Source organism: Micromonospora sp. NPDC050397 (genome assembly GCF_044901685.1).
In the GTDB taxonomy this organism is placed as follows: domain Bacteria; phylum Actinomycetota; class Actinomycetes; order Mycobacteriales; family Micromonosporaceae; genus Micromonospora_G.
Genome location: NZ_JBJDPS010000003.1, coordinates 804,126 through 820,711 on the forward strand (window position 1 = coordinate 804,126; position 16,586 = coordinate 820,711).

Consider the following 16,586-nt stretch of genomic DNA (forward strand, 5'->3'; position numbering starts at 1 on the left):
GGCTGGTTACGCACCCGTTGGAAATGCACGAAAGCCGGGCCGGAGACCCCCGGGATCCCGGTTCGTCAACACGTCTCGTGTCGCATCGGCGACTGGGTCAACCGCGCCATGTACTTTGCGCGGTAAAGTTCTTTGCGTGAACCTGGACGACGACGACCGACCGCCAGCCACCCCGGCCGAGACGCTCCTGCTGATCCAGCGGCAGCAGGCCGAGACGGCACGCCGGCTCAGCCCCGACCCCCGCCTGGTCTACTGGCCCTGGGGCCTCGCCTGGCTGATCGGCTTCGGGCTCTTCTTCCTCCGCTTCGGCCCGGACGACCGGGTCTTCGTGGACCTGCCCGACTGGCTCCCACTGACCGGCCTCTTCGTGCTGCTCACCGCCGCCGCGGTGATCAGCGGGGTCAGCGGTGCTCGGGCGTACGGGCAGGTCACCGGCGACTCGTCCCGCCGGGGTCAGTGGTACGGCCTCGCCTGGTCGCTCGGTTTCTTCAGTTACGGCGCCATTCTCAGCCAGGTCACCGACCACCTGCCGGACGACCTGGCCCGACTGCTCTGGGCCGCGGTCGCGGTTTTCCTGACCGGGGTGCTGCACCTGGCCGGCGGGGCGATCTGGCTGGACCGCAGCCTGTTCCGGCTGGGGGTGTGGCTGATCGTGATCAACGTCGTCGGCGTGTACGCCGGTCCCGGCTGGCACGCGCTGGTCGTCGCCGTCGCCGGTGGCGGCGGCATGCTGATCGGCGGCACCGTCGCCTGGCTGAACAGCAACCGGTCGTGACCGCGCCGCCCGAACTCGACCCGATCATCCACGCCCAGGCGCGGCTGCGGGTGGTCGCCACCCTGGCCACGCTCGGCGACGGCGACCGGATCGCCTTCCCCCGGTTGCAGGACATCCTCGGAATGACCGCCGGCAACCTCTCCGTCCACCTGCGCAAGCTCGAAGACGCCCAGTACGTCGAGGTCACCAAGACCCACCAGGGACGTACACCCGCCACCCTGGTCCGGCTCAGCCGGCGCGGGCAGTTGGCGTTCGAGGAGTACACCGCCGCCCTGCGCGCCCTGCTCGATCCGACCACCACCCCCACCCAGGAGTCGACATGATTCTCGCCCGCGCAGATCGGGCCACCCGCCGGTACGGCGAGGTCACCGCACTCGACCAGGTCAGCTTCGAGGTCCGGGCCGGCGAGGTGGTCGGCCTGCTCGGGCCGAACGGGGCCGGCAAGAGCACGCTGTTGAACCTGCTGGTCGGCGTACGCCGGGTCAGCGCCGGGCGGGTCGAGCTGTTCGGCGGTGACCCGCGCGACCGGGCCAACCGGCAGCGGCTCGGCGTGACCCCGCAGGAGACCGGCCTACCACCGACCCTGCGGGTCGGCGAGGTGGTCGACTACGTGTCCGCCCACTACGCCGATCCGGTCCCCCGGGCCGAGTTGCTCGACCGGTTCGGCATCGCCGACCTGGCCCGGCGCCAGACCGGCGGCCTCTCCGGCGGACAGAAGCGGCGGCTGGCGATCGCGCTGGCCTTCGTCGGGCGACCTCAGCTCGTCATCCTGGACGAGCCGACCACCGGGCTCGACGTGGAGGCGCGGCACAGCCTCTGGGAGGCCATCCGGTCGTTCCACGCCGACGGCGGGACGGTGCTGCTGAGCAGCCACTACCTGGAGGAGATCGAGGCGCTCGCCCAGCGGGTGGTGGTGCTCGGGCAGGGCCGGGTGCTCGCCGACAACACGGTCGCGGCGATCCGGGGCATCGTCGGCGTACGCCGGGTCAGCCTGGCCGCCGCCGAACTGCCGGAGTTGCCCGGCGTGCTCGGGGTCGAGACGAGCGAGGGCCGGACCCACCTGCTGACCGCCGACGCCGACCAGCTCGTCCGTGATCTGGTCCGGTCGGACGTGGCCTTCTCCGACCTGGAGATCCGGCCCACCTCGCTGGAGGAGGCGTTCCTGACGCTGACCGCCGAGCCGACCGAGGCCCAACCGACCGCAGCCCAACCGATCACCGCCTGACCGGGGGAAACCGTCATGCAGCTCGCGCTCGTACACGCCAGGTACCAACTCCTGGAAACGATCCGGATCCCGGTCGCGGTGATCGGCAGCGCCTTCTTCCCGGCCGCCTCGATGCTCTTCTTCGTGGTGCCGTTTGCCGGCGACGATCCGACCGGCGCCACCTTCGCCACCGCCTCGATGGTCACCTTCGCGGTGATGAGCAGCAACATCTTCCAGTACGGCATCGGGGTGGCCGAGGACCGGGCGCATCCCTGGGACCCGTACACCCGGACCCTGCCGGCCGGACCGGCCCCGCGCTTCGCCGGCCGGATCCTCGCCGGCCTGGTGCTGACCTTCTTCTCGCTGATCCCGGTGGTGGTGATCGCCGCCGTCGCCACCGCCGCGACCGTCACGCCGGCCGCCTTCGTCCTCGCGCTCGGCGCGGTGGTCGTGGCCGCGGTGCCGTTCACCCTGATGGGGCTCGTCATCGGGTACGCGCTGCCGAGCAAGGCCGCGATCGTGGTGGCGCAGGTCGTCTTCTTCCCGCTCGCCTTCGGTGGCGGCCTGCTCTCCGCACCCGACGAGGCGCCCGGCTTCATCGAGACCGTCGCGCCCTACCTGCCGACCCGGGGCGCGGTCGAGCTGATGTGGGCGGCGGTCGGCGACTTCCGGCCGGAGCCGACCGCGCTGGTCATGCTCGGTGTCTGGGTCGTGCTCCTGGCCGCCGCCGCCGGCTGGGCGTACCGGCGGGACGAGGGTCGCCGGTTCAGCTAGACCGACCGGCGTCGGACCGCCCGGTCGACCGTCGCTCCGAACGACCGTCGCCCCGCCGACCGGAGAGCCGGCCGACGGGGCGACGCCGTGCGGTGCGATCGAGGCCGCGCTGGGATCAGCCTGCGGTGCGATCGAGGCTGCGCTGGGATCAGGCTGTGCGGCGGTCAGGAGCTGGTGATCGCCACGTTGTCCACACCCGCCTCGACCAGGCTCGCGCCGGAGGCGTCGGTCGCCTCCACCAGGATCCTGATCGACTGACCGGCGTACGCGGAGAGGTTCAGGTTCGCGGCCGTCCACGTACCGTTGCGGTTGCTCGCCGCACCGGCCTGGGTGAGCAGTGCGGTCGTGCCGCCGTTGTGCACCACGCTGACCCGGAAGAAGTCCGCCGAGGACGCGTTCGTACCGTGCGCGAGATACCAGGAGAGCGAGAGCGTCAGCGTGCCGCTGCCCGGCAACGTCACCGCCGGTGACCGGGCGCTGGTGAGCCCGCCGTCGATGTCGTAGTCACCTGCGGCGGTGCCGGCCAGCCGGCCGGTCACCAGGTCGTTGCTGCCACCCGCCGGGGCGAGCTGCTTCGCGCCGCTGGAGTTGGTCGCCTGCGCGGTGCCCCGCTCCCAGACGCCGGAGGTGGCGGTGTCCGTACCGGAGGGGTTGATGGTCCAACCGGTCGCGGTCTCGAAGTTGTCCGACCAGACGGTGGTGCCGCCACCGCCGCCGCCGCAGTACTGCGCCTGCTTGCCGATCGCCCGGTACGGGCAGTCGGCGTACTCGCTGAGGATCAGCACCGCCTCGCGGTTGCGCGAGGTCTGCGCCGGGATGACCTCGTCGGGCGGGTAGAAACCGCCGCCGCCGGAGGAGCCGGGGTACATCTCGAAGGTGTACGCCCAGATCTTGTGCTGCCCCCACATCCAGTCGATGCTGTCGCCGTCGGTGATGTACAGGTCGGACGACTGTTCCGGGGTGTAGCCGTTGGTCGCGGCCATCTGCTGGCCGATGGTGCGGAAGGTCGACTCCTGGTCGGCGTCGAGCCCCGGTGCGGTGTTCGCCGTCGTGTATCCGTACGGCCAGAGCACGAGCTGCGAGTACGTGTGGAAGTCGATGTTCGCCTTGAGCTGCTGCACGCCGCCGACCACGCGGCCGTTCACGAAGTTGCGCAGCGCCTGGGTCTCCGGGGCGGAGAAGGCGGACGGACCCCGGTACGTCTCCGACGAGGTGCTGCCGGACGAGCCGCCGCAGCAGCCCCAGTTGTAGCTCCAGTTGCGGTTCAGGTCGGTGCCGACGTTCGACGAACCGGAGTTCGGCTGCCGGTTCTTCCGCCAGGACCGGTAGGAGCCGGTCGCGATGTCGTACTCGCTGCCGTCCGGGTTGACCGTCGGCACGATCCAGATCTCCCGGGTGTTCACGATGTTGGTGATCCGGGAGTCGGAACCGTAGTTGTCGGTGAAGAGGTTGAGCAGGTAGATCGCCATCTCGACGGTCAGGTGCTCACGGGCGTGCTGCTGGGAGTTGAACAGGATCTCCGGCTCGGCCTCGTCCGTACCGACGTTGTCCGAGATCTTGATGACGGGCAGGTCGCGACCCTCGTACGAGCTGCCGATGCTCGACTTCCGGGCGATCGACGGGTGGTCCGCCACCACCTGGTTGATCACGGCGGTCAGCTCGGCGTAGTCGTGGTAGTTCGAGTCGGCGGGCGGGAAGGCGAAGACGCCGACATCACCGGTCGCCCCCCGGGACGGCGGCGCGGGTACGGCCTCCAGCGTGAAGCCGAGCGCGGTGATCGCCTTCACCTCGGCGGCGGTCGCGGTGACGTTCAGGATGCCGTGCTCGCTGTAGTTGATCGCCACACCCGTCCGGGCGACCGCGTTCCGGTCGTCCAGCGTGCGTGGGCCGATCACCCGGTACTCGGCGCTGGTGGCGGCGCTGGAGGCGCCCGGCTTCGGGTCGGCGGAGACCGGTGCGGTCACCGCCGCGAAGAGTCCCACCGCGAGCGTCGTCGCGAGGGCCAGGGTCCGGCGCCGGGTCGACCGCCGGGGTACGAGGGTACGGAAGGGCATGCAAAACCTCCTGGGGGTGCGGAGATTCCCGCTCTGTACCGCACACTGCACCACCCCTTACATGGTCATATCAATAACGATCACTCTCCGTTCCATCTCAACATCGTCGTCACGCCGACAAAATTTCACCAACGATCGCCCGGCGGACAGAAGAAAAGCGCCACACCCTCGGGCCGGGCCGGCGCGTCACAGCACCTGGGGCAGCTCCCACTGCTTGTCCGCTCCGGTGACCTTGTCCACCGTCGGGCCGAGGGTCGGCTCCACGATGGTCTTCTTGATCACCCAGTTGGTGGCCAGCAACTGGTAACCGGCGCTGGTGGCGTACCGGGCACTGGCCCAGTTCGACACCCCGACCTTGTGGATGCTGGTGAGCTTGTACGCCCGCGCGAAGTCGCTCATCTTCTTCAGGAACGTCGCCACCTTGCGCAGCAGGTTGGCGAGCTTCACCCCGACCGCCGCCGCCCGGGTGCCGGCCAACGCCGCCTGCACCCCGGTCGCCGCCCCTCCGGCCACCACCGAGGCGCCGGCCGTGATCCAGGCCGACGCGAGCGCCACGATGATCGTGATGATGGCCCAGGCGATCAGCTCCCGGACGATCTGTTCGACCAGCTCCTGCGCCTGTCTGGCACCTTCGGCCGACCCCTCCAGCAGCTCGGCGGTCGCCTCGAAGTGGGCGCCGATCTCGCCCAGCGACTGGTTCACCTGGCTCATCTCGGCGTTGAACGACTCCGCCGCCTCGCCCTCCCAGTGGGCGAGCAGGTCGCGCCGCGCGCCCACCTCGTCCTGGACGAACCGGTCCATCCGGTCCGCCGCGTCCCGCCACGCCCTCGCCTGCGCGTTCAACGCGTCGGGATCACCGGTCACCGCGTCCATCGGATGGGACAGGAACTCGACGATCGGCTTGATCACCGCGTACGCCGCACCGGCCGGACCGAGGTACGTCTCGATCCGCTCCGCCCCGCTCGGTGCACGGGTCATCGTCCACCCCCGAACATGTTCGCCGAGGCATCGTCGGAAGCCTGGTAGTTGTCCCGCATCTGGCGGAACGCGTCCCCCAACTCGCCGAACACCTCCTCGCCCGCCCGCAGCACGTCCAAGCCGTCGGTGGTGCGCTGCTCGTACGTCTTCGCCACTTCCCGGGACTCCGGGAGCATGCCGAAGCTGTCCTCGGTGACGTCGGCGTCCACCAGCAACGCGCGGGTGTTGCCGAAGGCCGTACCGAGGTCGTCCATGGCGTTCGCGTACCTGGTCATCGCGTCGAGATAGACCTTCAACGGCTGGGTCATGCCTGCTCCTCCCCAGGGGCGACGGCTGGCGGCTGTGGCATCCCGATCGCCGCCGCGGCCTTCCGGCCCAGCTCCGGCGGGCCGCCCACCAGGGCGCAGGCCGAGCTGTCGGTGAAGACGACGAGGAAACGACCCCGCCGCAGCACTCCGGCCGGCGCCGGAACCGCGCCGACGACGGCGTCCCGGGAGACCGGGTGGACCAGCCGGGCGACCTGCTCCACCGGCCCGAACCACCGCTCGGTGAAGCTCCGACCGGGCCGCTCGACCGTCTCCAGCTCCACCACCAGCAGCCGGGCGTCGGTGACCACCAGGTTCGGCGCCAGCACCCGGTCGACCGCCTCGAAAAGCTGGTGCCCGCCGCTTCCCTCCGCCCCGACCACCGCCCGACCGAAGGTCGCCCGCTGGAGCAACTGCCCCGGATGGCTGCCGAGTCCGATCAGGATGGTCGGGTCGAGCAGGTTCTTCAACTCGTCCGACAGGGACGTGTCCTCGGTCGTACCCGGGTCCTTGATCAGCGGGGACACCGCCAGCAGACGCTCGGTCGGATCGAGCAGTGGGCGTACCACCGGCTCGATGTGGATCGTGTAGTCCTTGGCCACCGGGCAAGGATGCCACCCGGGTGATCCACGTCGCTATCCTGACCACCCTGACGCGCCGTAAGGAAGGGCCCCTTGTTATCGCATTCGGTAGTACTAGGGGGCCTTCCTAACCGGCGGACGAGCGAGGGGATTCGAACGACGTGGCCGATATCCGCAACCTGGACGACCTGGCCGAGTACGCCCACCAGCAACTGGCGCGGATCCAGCGGATGCAGGACGACCTGGCCGACCAGTTCGGCACCGGCGAGTCCCCACGCGGCTACGTCCGGGCCCGTACCGGCCCCGGTGGGGGGCTACAGGAACTCCGGATCGACCCGACCGCGATGCGCCTGCCCGCCGAGGACGTCGCGGCGGAGGTCACCGCCGCGATCACCGCCGCCCAGCAGGAGTACGCCCGGCGGGCCGACGAGATCATCACGCCGGTGATCGCCGCCGCGCCGGACCAGAACTCGGTGGGGGACCTGGAGGCCGGCATGCGCCGACTGGACGGACTCGTCGACGACCTGGACCGGATCGCCCGGCGCCGGGGCCTGGACGGCTGAACCCGACTGGACGGCTGAACCCGACTCGACGGCCGAACCCGACTGGACGGTTGGGCGGTCCGGTGTCGGGGTCGGCTGTCGCCGGCCGACGGGTTGACCGCCGGGAGGCTCAGCGGCTGGTCGGCCCGCCGTCGGTGTCACCACTCGACGGGTTGACCGGCAGGCTCGTCGGCGCCGGCTGGTCGTCGTCGCCGGAGAGCGCGGCCCGCAGCCGCTCCTTCTCGGCCTGACGCCGCTGCACCGCACCGGCCACCTGCTCGGCCATCTGGTCGCGCCAGGTCCGGAGCAGGAAGAAGGAGGCCGCCGCCGAGAAGACCACGGCCAGCATGAGCTTCAGGAAGATGCTCATGGGGACCGGCAGCAGCGCCGCCATGACCACCAGGAACAGCCCTATCCGGCCCAGCGTGTACTTCACCGCGGGACTCACGATTCCGTCTCCGATCAACCCGTCCGGCGGTCGAGCCACCGGACTCCGAAATACCAGATCAGCGTATATACCAGCGCGAACGCGCCAGCCGCCGCCGCGCCCGAGACCAGGGGCGGCAGGCTCGCGGCCAGCCCTGCGGCGAGCAGTCCGGTGGTGAGTCCGACCGCGCCGCCCACCAGCGCGATCACCACCCGGGCCGGACCCGGGCCCCAGGCCCGGTACTCGTCGAGAAAGAGCCAGGCCGGCAGGATCACCGCGAGCCAGCCGCTGGTACGGCCGAAGTCCGCCAGCCCGAGCGTCTCGAAGGCCCAGTCGAAGAGGATCAGCGCCAGCACGCCGATGACCAGACCGGCGAGGACCACACCGGCCAGATCGGGCAAACCGGTGATCCGGCCGCTGGCATCCCGCCGGGGAAAACTGCTCTGCGCTTCGCTCATGACCCGTCGAGGGTACGTCAGGTCGGCGCCCGAACCACGGGCGCGGCGACTCACCTCGTCCGGCGCCACCAGCGCAGGGTCAGATAGACCAGCAACAGCACCGGCAGGAGGAGCAGGCCCCAGGGGTACGAGCGGGTGTGCGCGTAGAACACCTCGGGCTGGTCCGCGCCGAGCAACTCTCCCCGGAGCGCGTACCGGCCCCAGGTGGGGGCGCCGAACGTGACGGGGAGGTCGAATGTCCGCTGCTGACCCGGGGCCAGCAGGTCGACCCTGGGGGCCGGGACGATGACGGTGGTCTGTCCCGGCCGGCCGCTGGTGAGCGCGAGTCGGGGCTCCAGCACGGGCGCCTGGCCGGTGTTACGTAGAGTCACTGTGACCGTACGGTGTGCCGGGCCGCCGAAGAACGCGGCCCAACCCGGGCCCGCCCCCGTGATCCGTACGCCGGACGCGGCCAGCACGGTCGGCGGCTTGGCCACCGGCGCGGCGGTACGCACCGGAACCCCCTTGATCGTCACCGGCGTGGTACGGATCTCACCGCTGCCGACCGGGCGCACCCGCACCACGCACGGGCAGGGAACCGGCGGTGCCGACGCGGTCAGCGCCACCCGCCCCGAGCCGTCGCCCTGGACGGCGGCGCTCGCCGCCCCGCCCACCAGACAGTCGATCGAGCCCCGTTCCGCCCGGTTGCCGCAGACCTCGACCAGTACGTCGCCGGCCGGCCAACCGGCCAGCCGTACCGCGAGCGGGGCGCCCACCGCCACCTCGGTGACATCCAACGTGACGGTCGGCTCGGCCCGCGCCGAGCCGGCCGGCGTGCCGACCGGGAGCAGCCCGACCAGTGCCCCGACGGCGACCGCCAGCCGGATCGCCACCCCCCGCCTAGGCACGCGCGTCGACGGCCGGGGCGTCGTCGACGACAGGCGCCTCCGCCGTGACAGGCGCCTCGTCGGTGACGGCCGCCGCGCGGCGGCGCCACCAGCGCACCAGCAACAGGATGCCGACCACCAGCAGCAGGTAGAGCAGGGTCCACGGCGGGGTGAGGGTGGAATCGGTACGGACCAACTCGGACAACGCGCCCTGGCTGGTGGTCGGCTCGACCGCCACCGCACCGGTGACCAGACCGGCCGGCCACACTCCGTCGAGTCGCCGGGTCAGGGTGACCTGTGCCCCGGGCAGCATCTCTGGCAGGTCGACCTCCTGGGTGCCGGAGAGCGGCACACCGAGCAGACCGGTAGCGCGCAACCGCACCTTGCCGCCGACCCGTACGTTGCCGCTGTTGCGTACCCGGTAGGTGACGCTCATCGTGCCCCGGACGAACGGCAGCACCGGATTGTCGTACCTCACCTGCGCGGACTCGATCTCGGCCGAGGGCGTGAGCGGACCCGCCACCCGCAGGTAGATCCGGGCCGCGACCCGTCGGTCCACGTTGACCCGCTGCCCCTCGCCGTCGACCCGCTGCTCGCTGACGGAGGCGACAACGCCGGCGGCGTGGTCCCCGGGAGTGGCGTCCTTCGGCACGGTCAGCCGGAACGGGACGACGACCCGCTGCCCGGGTCGGACGGTGAGGGGCTTGCGGTCGAGCCCGACCCAGTTGCCCGTGTCGCGCGCCGGTTGGCTCGCCGGCAACAGTGCGAACGCGCCGTCGACGGCGGTGAACGCGTCGGTCGGGTAGACCGTGAAGGTCAGCGGCTTGGCGGAGAGGTTCGTGACCGCGACATGGTCGTCGATCTGCTGGCCGGGTGCCAGGTCGTAGACGAACTGGTTGCGTCCGGTCGGCCCGGTCGGGCTCGACGGCTGCACCGCCCACCGGAACTCGTCCGCGCCGCCCGGGGCGGGAGCTTCCCGCGCCAGAGCGGGCGGAGCCGCCGTGACCAGCGCGGTCACGGCGGCCGAGAGCAGCACGAGGGCACGGACGCGGACGGGGCGAGATGTGGTCATGGGTACGGCTCCCGGGTCGCGGAGATGGATGTGCGGCGGAGGTACCACGGCTGGCGAACCCGTGGTACCTCCGCCGTCGTCATCCCGCCGGTGGTACGGCCACGGCCCCTGGACGGAGTCGCGTCACCGTTCCACCGGCGGGTCCGGAACCTGGGCCGGTCCGATCCGGGGGAATCAGACCAGCGTCAGGGTCAGGGTGGCGGTGTAGCTGCCCGGCGCGGCGGTGTCCGGGATGTCGAGCGTCAGGTCGGCACCGCACTCGAAGACGCCCGCGCTGCTGCCCTGGGCGGCGCTGCAGAGTGCGCGCGCGTCGCCGAGGCCGGTGCCCGGGCTGGCGGCGGCACCCGGCACGACCGTGCCCGAGTTCTCGTTGACCTCGGACGCGTTCGGGACCCAGCCGAGCTGGTTCGCGCCGATCTTGGCGTTGGCCGGGCCGACGAAGTCCTCGACCTGGCCGGTCAGGTTCCAGCCCGCGTTGGTGCCACGCAGGTCGGTCACGGTCGCCTTGTTGAGGTCACCGGTGGCCGAGCCACCGACGACGCCGCCGGTGAGGGCGACGGTGTTGCCGGCGACGGCGAGCGAGAAGGCGCCCGGCGCGATGTCGGCGGTGATCTCCTGCTCGGCGCGGAGCGAGCCCGGCACGATGACCTGCACCGAGACCGCCGACGAGGTGGAGCCCAGGTAGGCGGCCGGGTCGGCGGGGGTGAAGACGGCGGTCAGCGAGTTGGTACCGGCGGCGAGGGTGTTGGTGGTGAGGCTCGCCGTACCGTTCGAGACCGTCGCGGTGCCGAGCGAGGCAGCACCCCGACGGAAGTCGACCGAGCCGGCCGCCGCGGCCGGAGCGACCGTGGCGGTCAGCGTGACGTTGCTGCCCAGCTCGACCGGGCCGGCCGGGTTGGCGGCCAGGGCGGTGGTGGTCGGGGCGGCCGGGTCCACGGCGCCCTTGACCCGCCAGTTGCCGCCGGTGACGGTGACCGCGGTCTCGAACCGGTCCGCGTGCGGACCGTTGACACCGCTGATGCACTCGACCACGAACAGGTAGTCGCCGTTCGCGGGCGCCGGGTTGCCGAGTGCGGTGGCGATCGACCGGTTCGCGTCCAGCGTGAACGGCGCCTGGTCGTAGTTGCCGACGCTGGCGATCTTGTTCAGGTTGGCGACCTGGCCGCCGACCGGGCCGAACCGGAGCACTGCCTGGTCGCCGAAGCCGGCCGGGCAGGCGGCCGAGGTGGTGGCACTGACGAGCGCCGGGTTGTCGGCGACGTTGCCGCTCGTCGGGTTGAGCGTGAGCGAACCCAGGGCGGCGGCCTGGGCGGGCGCCGCGACGCCGACCAGACCGACCACCGACAGCGCGACCGTACCGGCAAGAGCAGCCGCACGGCCGAGCAGGGACTTGGTTGCCTTCATGGATCACTTCCTTCATGAGAAGTGCGGTACGGCGGCTCTCCCCCATCGGGAGCGGTGACCGGCCGCAACGTGGATCAGGCTGCACACGGGCTGTGACCCGCCGTGCAGGCCAACGTCTACGCCGGACATGCAGAAAGCGAATTGCGGGTTACGGCCGAACCGACGCGGGGCCGACAATTCCAGGAATCGAACGGATCCGCCGTGTTAACGGGAGCTGTCGTACCGGGCTTGTACTGGGCGTTTGTCGAAAAGCGCGAATCGCCGACCGGGCGGGCGCATTCCACCGGTCGGCGTGATCGCCTACCCGAACCGTCCGTGAACGTAATCGGAGGTACGAGGATCGGTCGGGCTGTCGAACATGACCTCGGTCGGTCCGTGTTCGACGATCGCACCCGGGGTTCCGTGCTCGGCCAGGAAGAACGCGCACTGGTCGGAAACCCGCGCCGCCTGCTGCATGTTGTGCGTGACGATCACGATCGTCACCTCGGACACCAGTTCGGCGATGGTCTCCTCGATCCGCCTGGTCGAGGTCGGGTCAAGGGCCGAACAGGGCTCGTCCATCAGCAGCACCCTCGGTCGGACGGCGAGCGAACGGGCGATGCAGAGCCGCTGTTGCTGGCCGCCGGAAAGCGCGCCACCGGGCGACCGGAGCCGGTCCCGTACCTCTTTCCAGAGTCCGGCCTTGGTCAGGCACTCCTCGACGAGGTGGTCCTTCACGTCCCGCCCGGCCCGTGTTCCGGTCAGCTTGAGACCCGCGATCACGTTGTCGTAGATGGACATGGTGGGGAACGGGTTCGGCTTCTGGAACACCATGCCGACCTGTCGCCGGGCGTCGGTGATCCGGCGCGCGGAGGCGTACAGGTCCTCGCCGTCGAGCAGCACCTCACCCGCGAGGGCGGCCGAGGGGATCAGTTCGTGCATCCGGTTGAGGATGCGCAGGAAGGTGGACTTGCCGCAGCCGGAGGGACCGATCAGCGCGGTGACCTCGCCGGCCGCCATGGTGAGCGACACCCGGTCGAGCACCTTGTGCTGGCCGAACCACGCGGAGATGGACCGGGCCTCCAGGGCCGCCAGACCGTTTGCCGGTTCCGTGTCTTCGACGGGAAGGGTGAGGGTGTTGTCGGACGTCATGTCGGCTCCGTGGTCAGTTCCGTGGTCAGTAGAGATTGGGCAGGACTCGGGCGATCTGGTCGGCCACGGTCAGGCCGACGGCGGCGAGCAGCGGAATTCCCACCACCCAGGCCTGCCAGCCGCCCCACCGGGCCCAGGCCCAGGTCACCGCGTACGCGGCGATCAGCAACGCCTGGCCCCACAGCAGCAGCGACACCCAGGCTCCGGAGTCGCCGGCCATCGTCTTCTCGGCCGGGGTGAGCGACTCGAACCTCAGGCTCCGTGCCTGCGCCGGTTGGGCTTGCGAGACCAGGTCGGCGTCCACGTACACGACGTCGGTGGGCAGGTACGGCCGACCGGCGGCGGTCACCAGGGTCAGCCGGCCGGCACCGGCGGCCAGCCTCGGCGGCACCGGTTCGTCCGGCCGCCGTACCCCGGTCACCCGGTACGTGTGCTCGCCCTGCCCGGTCACCGCCACGATCTTGTCGCCCGAACGCAGTAGCGGCAGCCCGGCGAACGGACCCCCGTACACGGCCCGCCGCCCCATGATCAGGCTGGTCCCCGCCTGGCCGGGCAGGGGCGTGTCCCGGCGGTGCCCCGGGCCGTCCGCGAGCACCCCCGCGGTCGTACCCTCGAACACCACCTGCTGGGTGCCGAGCACGGGAATCCGCAGCACCGCCACTGACGTGCCCAGTTCCAGCAGGCGCTGGTCGAAGTCGGTCTGCCCGACCGGCGCGACGGCCTCGGCCAGATCCTTGCGGAAGTCGGCGTACGCGACCTGCTGCGCCCGCTCGTACCGCACCTCGGAGATCACCGTCAGGTGTACGACGAAGCCCAGCAGCAGCACGCCGAACAGGGTCAGCACCACGCCGGTGATCCGGACCGCCGGGATCTCGACCCGGGTGCCCGGCCGCGCCGGACCGGTGCCCGGCGGTGCCCCGGCCGCCGCCGGAACGGGTCCGGCCGGTGGCTGGACCGGACCCGCCGCCGGGTCACCGGCCGGCGGCACGGCCGGCGGGTCAACGCTCACGGTCATGACTGGGCTCTCCTTCCACGGCGGATCAGCGGGATCGCGACAGCGGCGGCGACCAGCACCACCGCGACCGCGCCGAGGATCCAGGGCAACACCGGAACATCGCGTGCCGGCCCGGCGGCCAACCGGGTGCCGGCGGTCGGGGTCCCGGTCCCGGCCGACCCACCGTCGGGCGCGGTGGTGCTGGCCGCCGGCCCGCTCGCGGTGGCCGAAGCCGCCGCGCCGGCCGTCGCCGGGGGTGGTGGCACCGCCGACGACACCTGGCCGCCGGGTGCGGGTGGCTCGGCGGGCGGTGCCGGCGGGTTGCCCTGGGCGGCCGGTTTTCCGGCCTGCTTGAGCGCCCAGCTACCGCCGTCGACCACGATCGGGGCGACAAACCGGTCGGGGTGCGGCCCCAGGTCGGCGCTGACGCACTCGACGACGATCTCGTACTCGCCGTCGCGCGGAGCGGCGCCCTGGGAGGTGGTCATCGAACGGTTGGCGGCCAGGGTGAACGGCGCACGGTCGTAGTCACCGGCCTGGCCCGGCCGGACGATGTTGCTGTAAGGGCCACCGGCGGGACCGACCCGGAGCAGAGCGGCCGCGCCGTACCGGGCCGGGCAGGGCGCCGACGTGGTGGCCGAGACGAGCATCGGGTTGCCGTCGACCGTACCGCTGGACGGGGTGACGGTGAGCTGGCCGATCACGGCGGAGCGCCGCAGCGGCGCCGCCTGTGCGGCCGGCGCCGCCGGCCCCACCGCGAGCGCCACGGCCGACAGCAACGCCAGCGCCCTCCGGGTCGCCGCCACTACGACTGCCCGGTACGGCGACGCCGGGTGAGCAGCAACATGCCGACACCGCCACCGAGCAGCACCGCTCCCCCGGTCACCAGCGTCGGGATCGAGGTGCCGGTGAGGGCGAGGTTGCCGCCGCCACCGCCGGACTCACTGCTGGTGGGGGTGGGCGTCGGGCTCTCCGTCGTCGTCGGGTCCGGTGACTCGCTCGGCGTGGCGGAGGTCGTCGGCGTCGGCGTGGGCGATCCGGTCGGCGTCGGCGTCGGCGCCGCGCCGATCCGGTACGGCACCATCTCGGAGTCCGAGGCCTCGAAGAGGTTGGGATCGGTGGGCTCGAACCTGGCCGCCAACTGGTAGTCGCCGGCGGGCAACTGGCTGGTACGGATGCTCGCGGTGCCCGAGGTGACGTCCACCGGGCTGCCGATGGTCTGTGCGCCTCGGTAGGTGAACTTCACCTTGCCCACGGCGTCGGCGGGGGTGACGGTGGCGGTGAGGGTGACCTCGGCGCCGACCTCGGCGGAGCTGCCGGGCTGTACCGCGAGGCTGATCGTGGTCCGGGTCGACTCGTCGGTGATCTCGTACGTCACCAGGGTGGACGTCGACGGCCCGTAACCGGTGCCGGTGGGAACGAAGAGGGCGGACAGCTCGTGCACGCCGTCACCGAGGTCGCTGCCCGGCAGGGTCACGCTGGCCCGACCGTCGACCACCGTCACCGGATCACCGATGCTCCTCGCACCGGTCCCCTCGCCCTGCTGGAACTGGACCGTCCCGGCCGCCTCCGGCGGGCTCACCTGCGCGGTCATGGTCACCTGCTCGTCCACCCGGGCGCTGCCCGTGGGGGTGACGGTCAGGGCCGTCGTCGTCGGGGTGTTGATCGGTCCCCCGCCGCCCTTGACCTGCCAGGTGTTCCCGTCCACCGTGATCAGGGTCTCGAACGGGTCCGGGTGCGGGCCGCTCTCGCCGCTGATGCAGACGATGACGACGCGGTAGTCGCCGCCGGGGAGTGAGGTGGCATTGAACGCGCTGAGGATGGACCTGTTCGCGCCGAGCGCGAACGGCGCCCCGCCGTAGCCCTCTTCCTCCGACGCGATCCTGCTGAGGTTGTGCAGCTCGCCGCCGACCTGGCCGATCTGGAGGACGGCCTGGTCGGCCTTGTCCGCCGGGCAGGCCGCCGAGGTGGAGGCACTGACCAGAGCCGGATTGGCGTCCAGCGTGCCGTTGGTCGGATCGAGGGTGAGGCTGCCCAGCGGGGCGGCCTGCACCGGCGGCGCGAGGCCGATGAGCACCGCGGCGGTCATGGCGGTGACGGCGAAGAGTCCGGCCGCGACCAGCGACACGCCGGTCCGGCCGACCAGGCGGGTGAGCCTGTCCACGGGATTCCTTTCTTTAGGTAGACACGGGCGCGTGGCCGGAGTCCACAGGGGACCCGGCCACCGCTCGTGGGTTGACGCGACGGATCAACCGATCACGATGTAGCAGATCTGTGACTGGGAGGACTTGTGCAGGCGCGGGTCGTCGGGCGTGAAGGTCGCCTTGAGCTGGAGCAGCCCGCCCGGCAACGCGGTGGTCGAGAGGGTCGCCTTGCCGCCGGTCACCGGCGCCGTACCGACGCTGGTGGAGCCGGCGAAGAACTCGACCGAGCCGGCGACGTTCGCCGGGACCGACGCGGTGAGGGTGACCTTCTGACCCTTGAACGCGAACAGGCCCGGCTTCGCCGACAGCCGGGTGGTGGTGGCCGCCGCGCTCTTCACCGCCCAGGTGTTGCCCGAGACGGTGACAAAGGTGGAGAAGTTCTTCGGGTGGGTGCCGATCTCGCCCGAGGAGCAGGTGATCGTGACCTCGTAGGTGCCGTCGGCGGCCGTGCCACCGAGGGCGGTGGCGAGCGACCGGTTCGCCGCCAGGCTGACCGCCGCCTGGTCATAGCCGCCGTCGCTGCTGATCCGGGCGAGCAGTTGGTACGGGCCGCCGACCGCGCCGACCCGGAGCGACACGTTGTCGCCGTACCCGGTCGGGCAGGACGCCGGGGTGGTGGCGGCCGTCACGAACGGGTTGTCGGTCACGCTGCCGGTGGCCGGCGTCAGTGCGATGGTGCCGAGAATCGGGCTTTCCGCCTGCGCGGGCCCGGCCAGGCCGGCCAGCGCGAGGGTGGCGATCGCGGCGGTCGACAGCACTGCTGCCGCCCGGCCGAGCAGGGACTTGGCCTTAGTCACGAAGCACTTCCTCTCTCGGT

19 protein-coding genes are annotated in these 16,586 nt (G+C 71.6%); 5 read left to right on the forward strand and 14 right to left on the reverse strand.

Translation table 11 applies throughout. The features are described 5' to 3' along the window. Positions 1–136 precede the first annotated feature (136 nt). The 4 genes from ACI2K4_RS14595 to ACI2K4_RS14610 are packed head-to-tail and all read left to right on the forward strand — an operon-like array spanning position 137 to position 2,753. Positions 137–775 carry a transporter gene (locus ACI2K4_RS14595; RefSeq protein WP_404511345.1) on the forward strand — a complete coding sequence of 213 codons (639 nt, stop codon included), beginning with the start codon at positions 137–139 and terminating at the stop codon, positions 773–775. After that, a complete protein-coding gene (locus ACI2K4_RS14600; RefSeq protein WP_404511347.1) occupies positions 772–1,098 on the forward strand; it encodes a transcriptional regulator in 327 nt (108 codons plus the stop codon). The genes ACI2K4_RS14595 and ACI2K4_RS14600 overlap by 4 nt, the downstream gene beginning before the upstream one ends. Next, the gene (locus ACI2K4_RS14605; protein ID WP_404511349.1) at positions 1,095–2,000 is read left to right on the forward strand and encodes an ABC transporter ATP-binding protein; all 906 of its coding nucleotides are present in this window, start codon (positions 1,095–1,097) and stop codon (positions 1,998–2,000) included. Before ACI2K4_RS14600 ends, ACI2K4_RS14605 begins: the two co-directional genes overlap by 4 nt. Before the next feature lie 15 nt (positions 2,001–2,015). Continuing rightward, positions 2,016–2,753 (forward strand): ABC transporter permease, encoded by a 738-nt coding sequence (locus tag ACI2K4_RS14610; RefSeq protein WP_404511351.1) that lies wholly within the window; start codon positions 2,016–2,018, stop codon positions 2,751–2,753. 164 nt (positions 2,754–2,917) lie between these two features. Here ACI2K4_RS14610 and ACI2K4_RS14615 read toward each other — a convergent pair whose 3' ends face one another. The 4 genes from ACI2K4_RS14615 to ACI2K4_RS14630 form a co-directional block, all read right to left on the reverse strand. Continuing rightward, positions 2,918–4,807, reverse strand: a complete 1,890-nt coding sequence (locus ACI2K4_RS14615) for a M14 family zinc carboxypeptidase (protein WP_404511353.1) — start codon at positions 4,805–4,807, stop codon at positions 2,918–2,920. 186 nt (positions 4,808–4,993) lie between these two features. Beyond that, complete coding sequence (locus ACI2K4_RS14620; protein ID WP_404511354.1) at positions 4,994–5,785, reverse strand: WXG100 family type VII secretion target; 792 nt, start codon at positions 5,783–5,785, stop codon at positions 4,994–4,996. Next, positions 5,782–6,093, reverse strand: a complete 312-nt coding sequence (locus ACI2K4_RS14625; RefSeq protein ID WP_404511356.1) for a hypothetical protein — start codon at positions 6,091–6,093, stop codon at positions 5,782–5,784. Before ACI2K4_RS14625 ends, ACI2K4_RS14620 begins: the two co-directional genes overlap by 4 nt. Next, positions 6,090–6,692 (reverse strand): hypothetical protein, encoded by a 603-nt coding sequence (locus ACI2K4_RS14630; RefSeq protein WP_404511357.1) that lies wholly within the window; start codon positions 6,690–6,692, stop codon positions 6,090–6,092. Before ACI2K4_RS14630 ends, ACI2K4_RS14625 begins: the two co-directional genes overlap by 4 nt. 140 nt (positions 6,693–6,832) lie before the next feature. On the opposite strand from ACI2K4_RS14630, the gene ACI2K4_RS14635 reads away from it, so the two are divergent. After that, on the forward strand, positions 6,833–7,234 hold the full coding sequence (locus ACI2K4_RS14635; protein ID WP_404511359.1) for a YbaB/EbfC family nucleoid-associated protein: 402 nt from the start codon (positions 6,833–6,835) through the stop codon (positions 7,232–7,234). 109 nt (positions 7,235–7,343) lie between these two features. Here ACI2K4_RS14635 and ACI2K4_RS14640 read toward each other — a convergent pair whose 3' ends face one another. The 10 genes from ACI2K4_RS14640 to ACI2K4_RS14685 form a co-directional block, all read right to left on the reverse strand. Beyond that, the gene (locus ACI2K4_RS14640) at positions 7,344–7,661 is read right to left on the reverse strand and encodes a DUF4229 domain-containing protein (RefSeq protein ID WP_404511361.1); all 318 of its coding nucleotides are present in this window, start codon (positions 7,659–7,661) and stop codon (positions 7,344–7,346) included. A 14-nt stretch (positions 7,662–7,675) separates the two neighbouring features. Further along, complete coding sequence (locus ACI2K4_RS14645) at positions 7,676–8,098, reverse strand: hypothetical protein (RefSeq protein WP_404511363.1); 423 nt, start codon at positions 8,096–8,098, stop codon at positions 7,676–7,678. A 50-nt stretch (positions 8,099–8,148) separates the two neighbouring features. Continuing rightward, the gene (locus tag ACI2K4_RS14650) at positions 8,149–8,970 is read right to left on the reverse strand and encodes a hypothetical protein (protein ID WP_404511365.1); all 822 of its coding nucleotides are present in this window, start codon (positions 8,968–8,970) and stop codon (positions 8,149–8,151) included. A gap of 7 nt (positions 8,971–8,977) precedes the next feature. Then, on the reverse strand, positions 8,978–10,036 hold the full coding sequence (locus ACI2K4_RS14655) for a WxL protein peptidoglycan domain-containing protein (protein ID WP_404511367.1): 1,059 nt from the start codon (positions 10,034–10,036) through the stop codon (positions 8,978–8,980). 174 nt (positions 10,037–10,210) lie between these two features. Further along, complete coding sequence (locus ACI2K4_RS14660; protein WP_404511369.1) at positions 10,211–11,440, reverse strand: Ig-like domain repeat protein; 1,230 nt, start codon at positions 11,438–11,440, stop codon at positions 10,211–10,213. A gap of 300 nt (positions 11,441–11,740) precedes the next feature. Next, on the reverse strand, positions 11,741–12,571 hold the full coding sequence (locus ACI2K4_RS14665) for a phosphate ABC transporter ATP-binding protein (protein WP_404511371.1): 831 nt from the start codon (positions 12,569–12,571) through the stop codon (positions 11,741–11,743). 25 nt (positions 12,572–12,596) lie between these two features. After that, the gene (locus tag ACI2K4_RS14670; protein WP_404511373.1) at positions 12,597–13,586 is read right to left on the reverse strand and encodes a sortase domain-bontaining protein; all 990 of its coding nucleotides are present in this window, start codon (positions 13,584–13,586) and stop codon (positions 12,597–12,599) included. After that, positions 13,583–14,371 carry a hypothetical protein gene (locus ACI2K4_RS14675; protein WP_404511375.1) on the reverse strand — a complete coding sequence of 263 codons (789 nt, stop codon included), beginning with the start codon at positions 14,369–14,371 and terminating at the stop codon, positions 13,583–13,585. Before ACI2K4_RS14675 ends, ACI2K4_RS14670 begins: the two co-directional genes overlap by 4 nt. Continuing rightward, positions 14,371–15,729 (reverse strand): Ig-like domain-containing protein, encoded by a 1,359-nt coding sequence (locus ACI2K4_RS14680; protein ID WP_404511377.1) that lies wholly within the window; start codon positions 15,727–15,729, stop codon positions 14,371–14,373. Before ACI2K4_RS14680 ends, ACI2K4_RS14675 begins: the two co-directional genes overlap by 1 nt. 84 nt (positions 15,730–15,813) lie before the next feature. Next, complete coding sequence (locus ACI2K4_RS14685; RefSeq protein WP_404511379.1) at positions 15,814–16,566, reverse strand: Ig-like domain-containing protein; 753 nt, start codon at positions 16,564–16,566, stop codon at positions 15,814–15,816. Positions 16,567–16,586 lie beyond the last annotated feature (20 nt).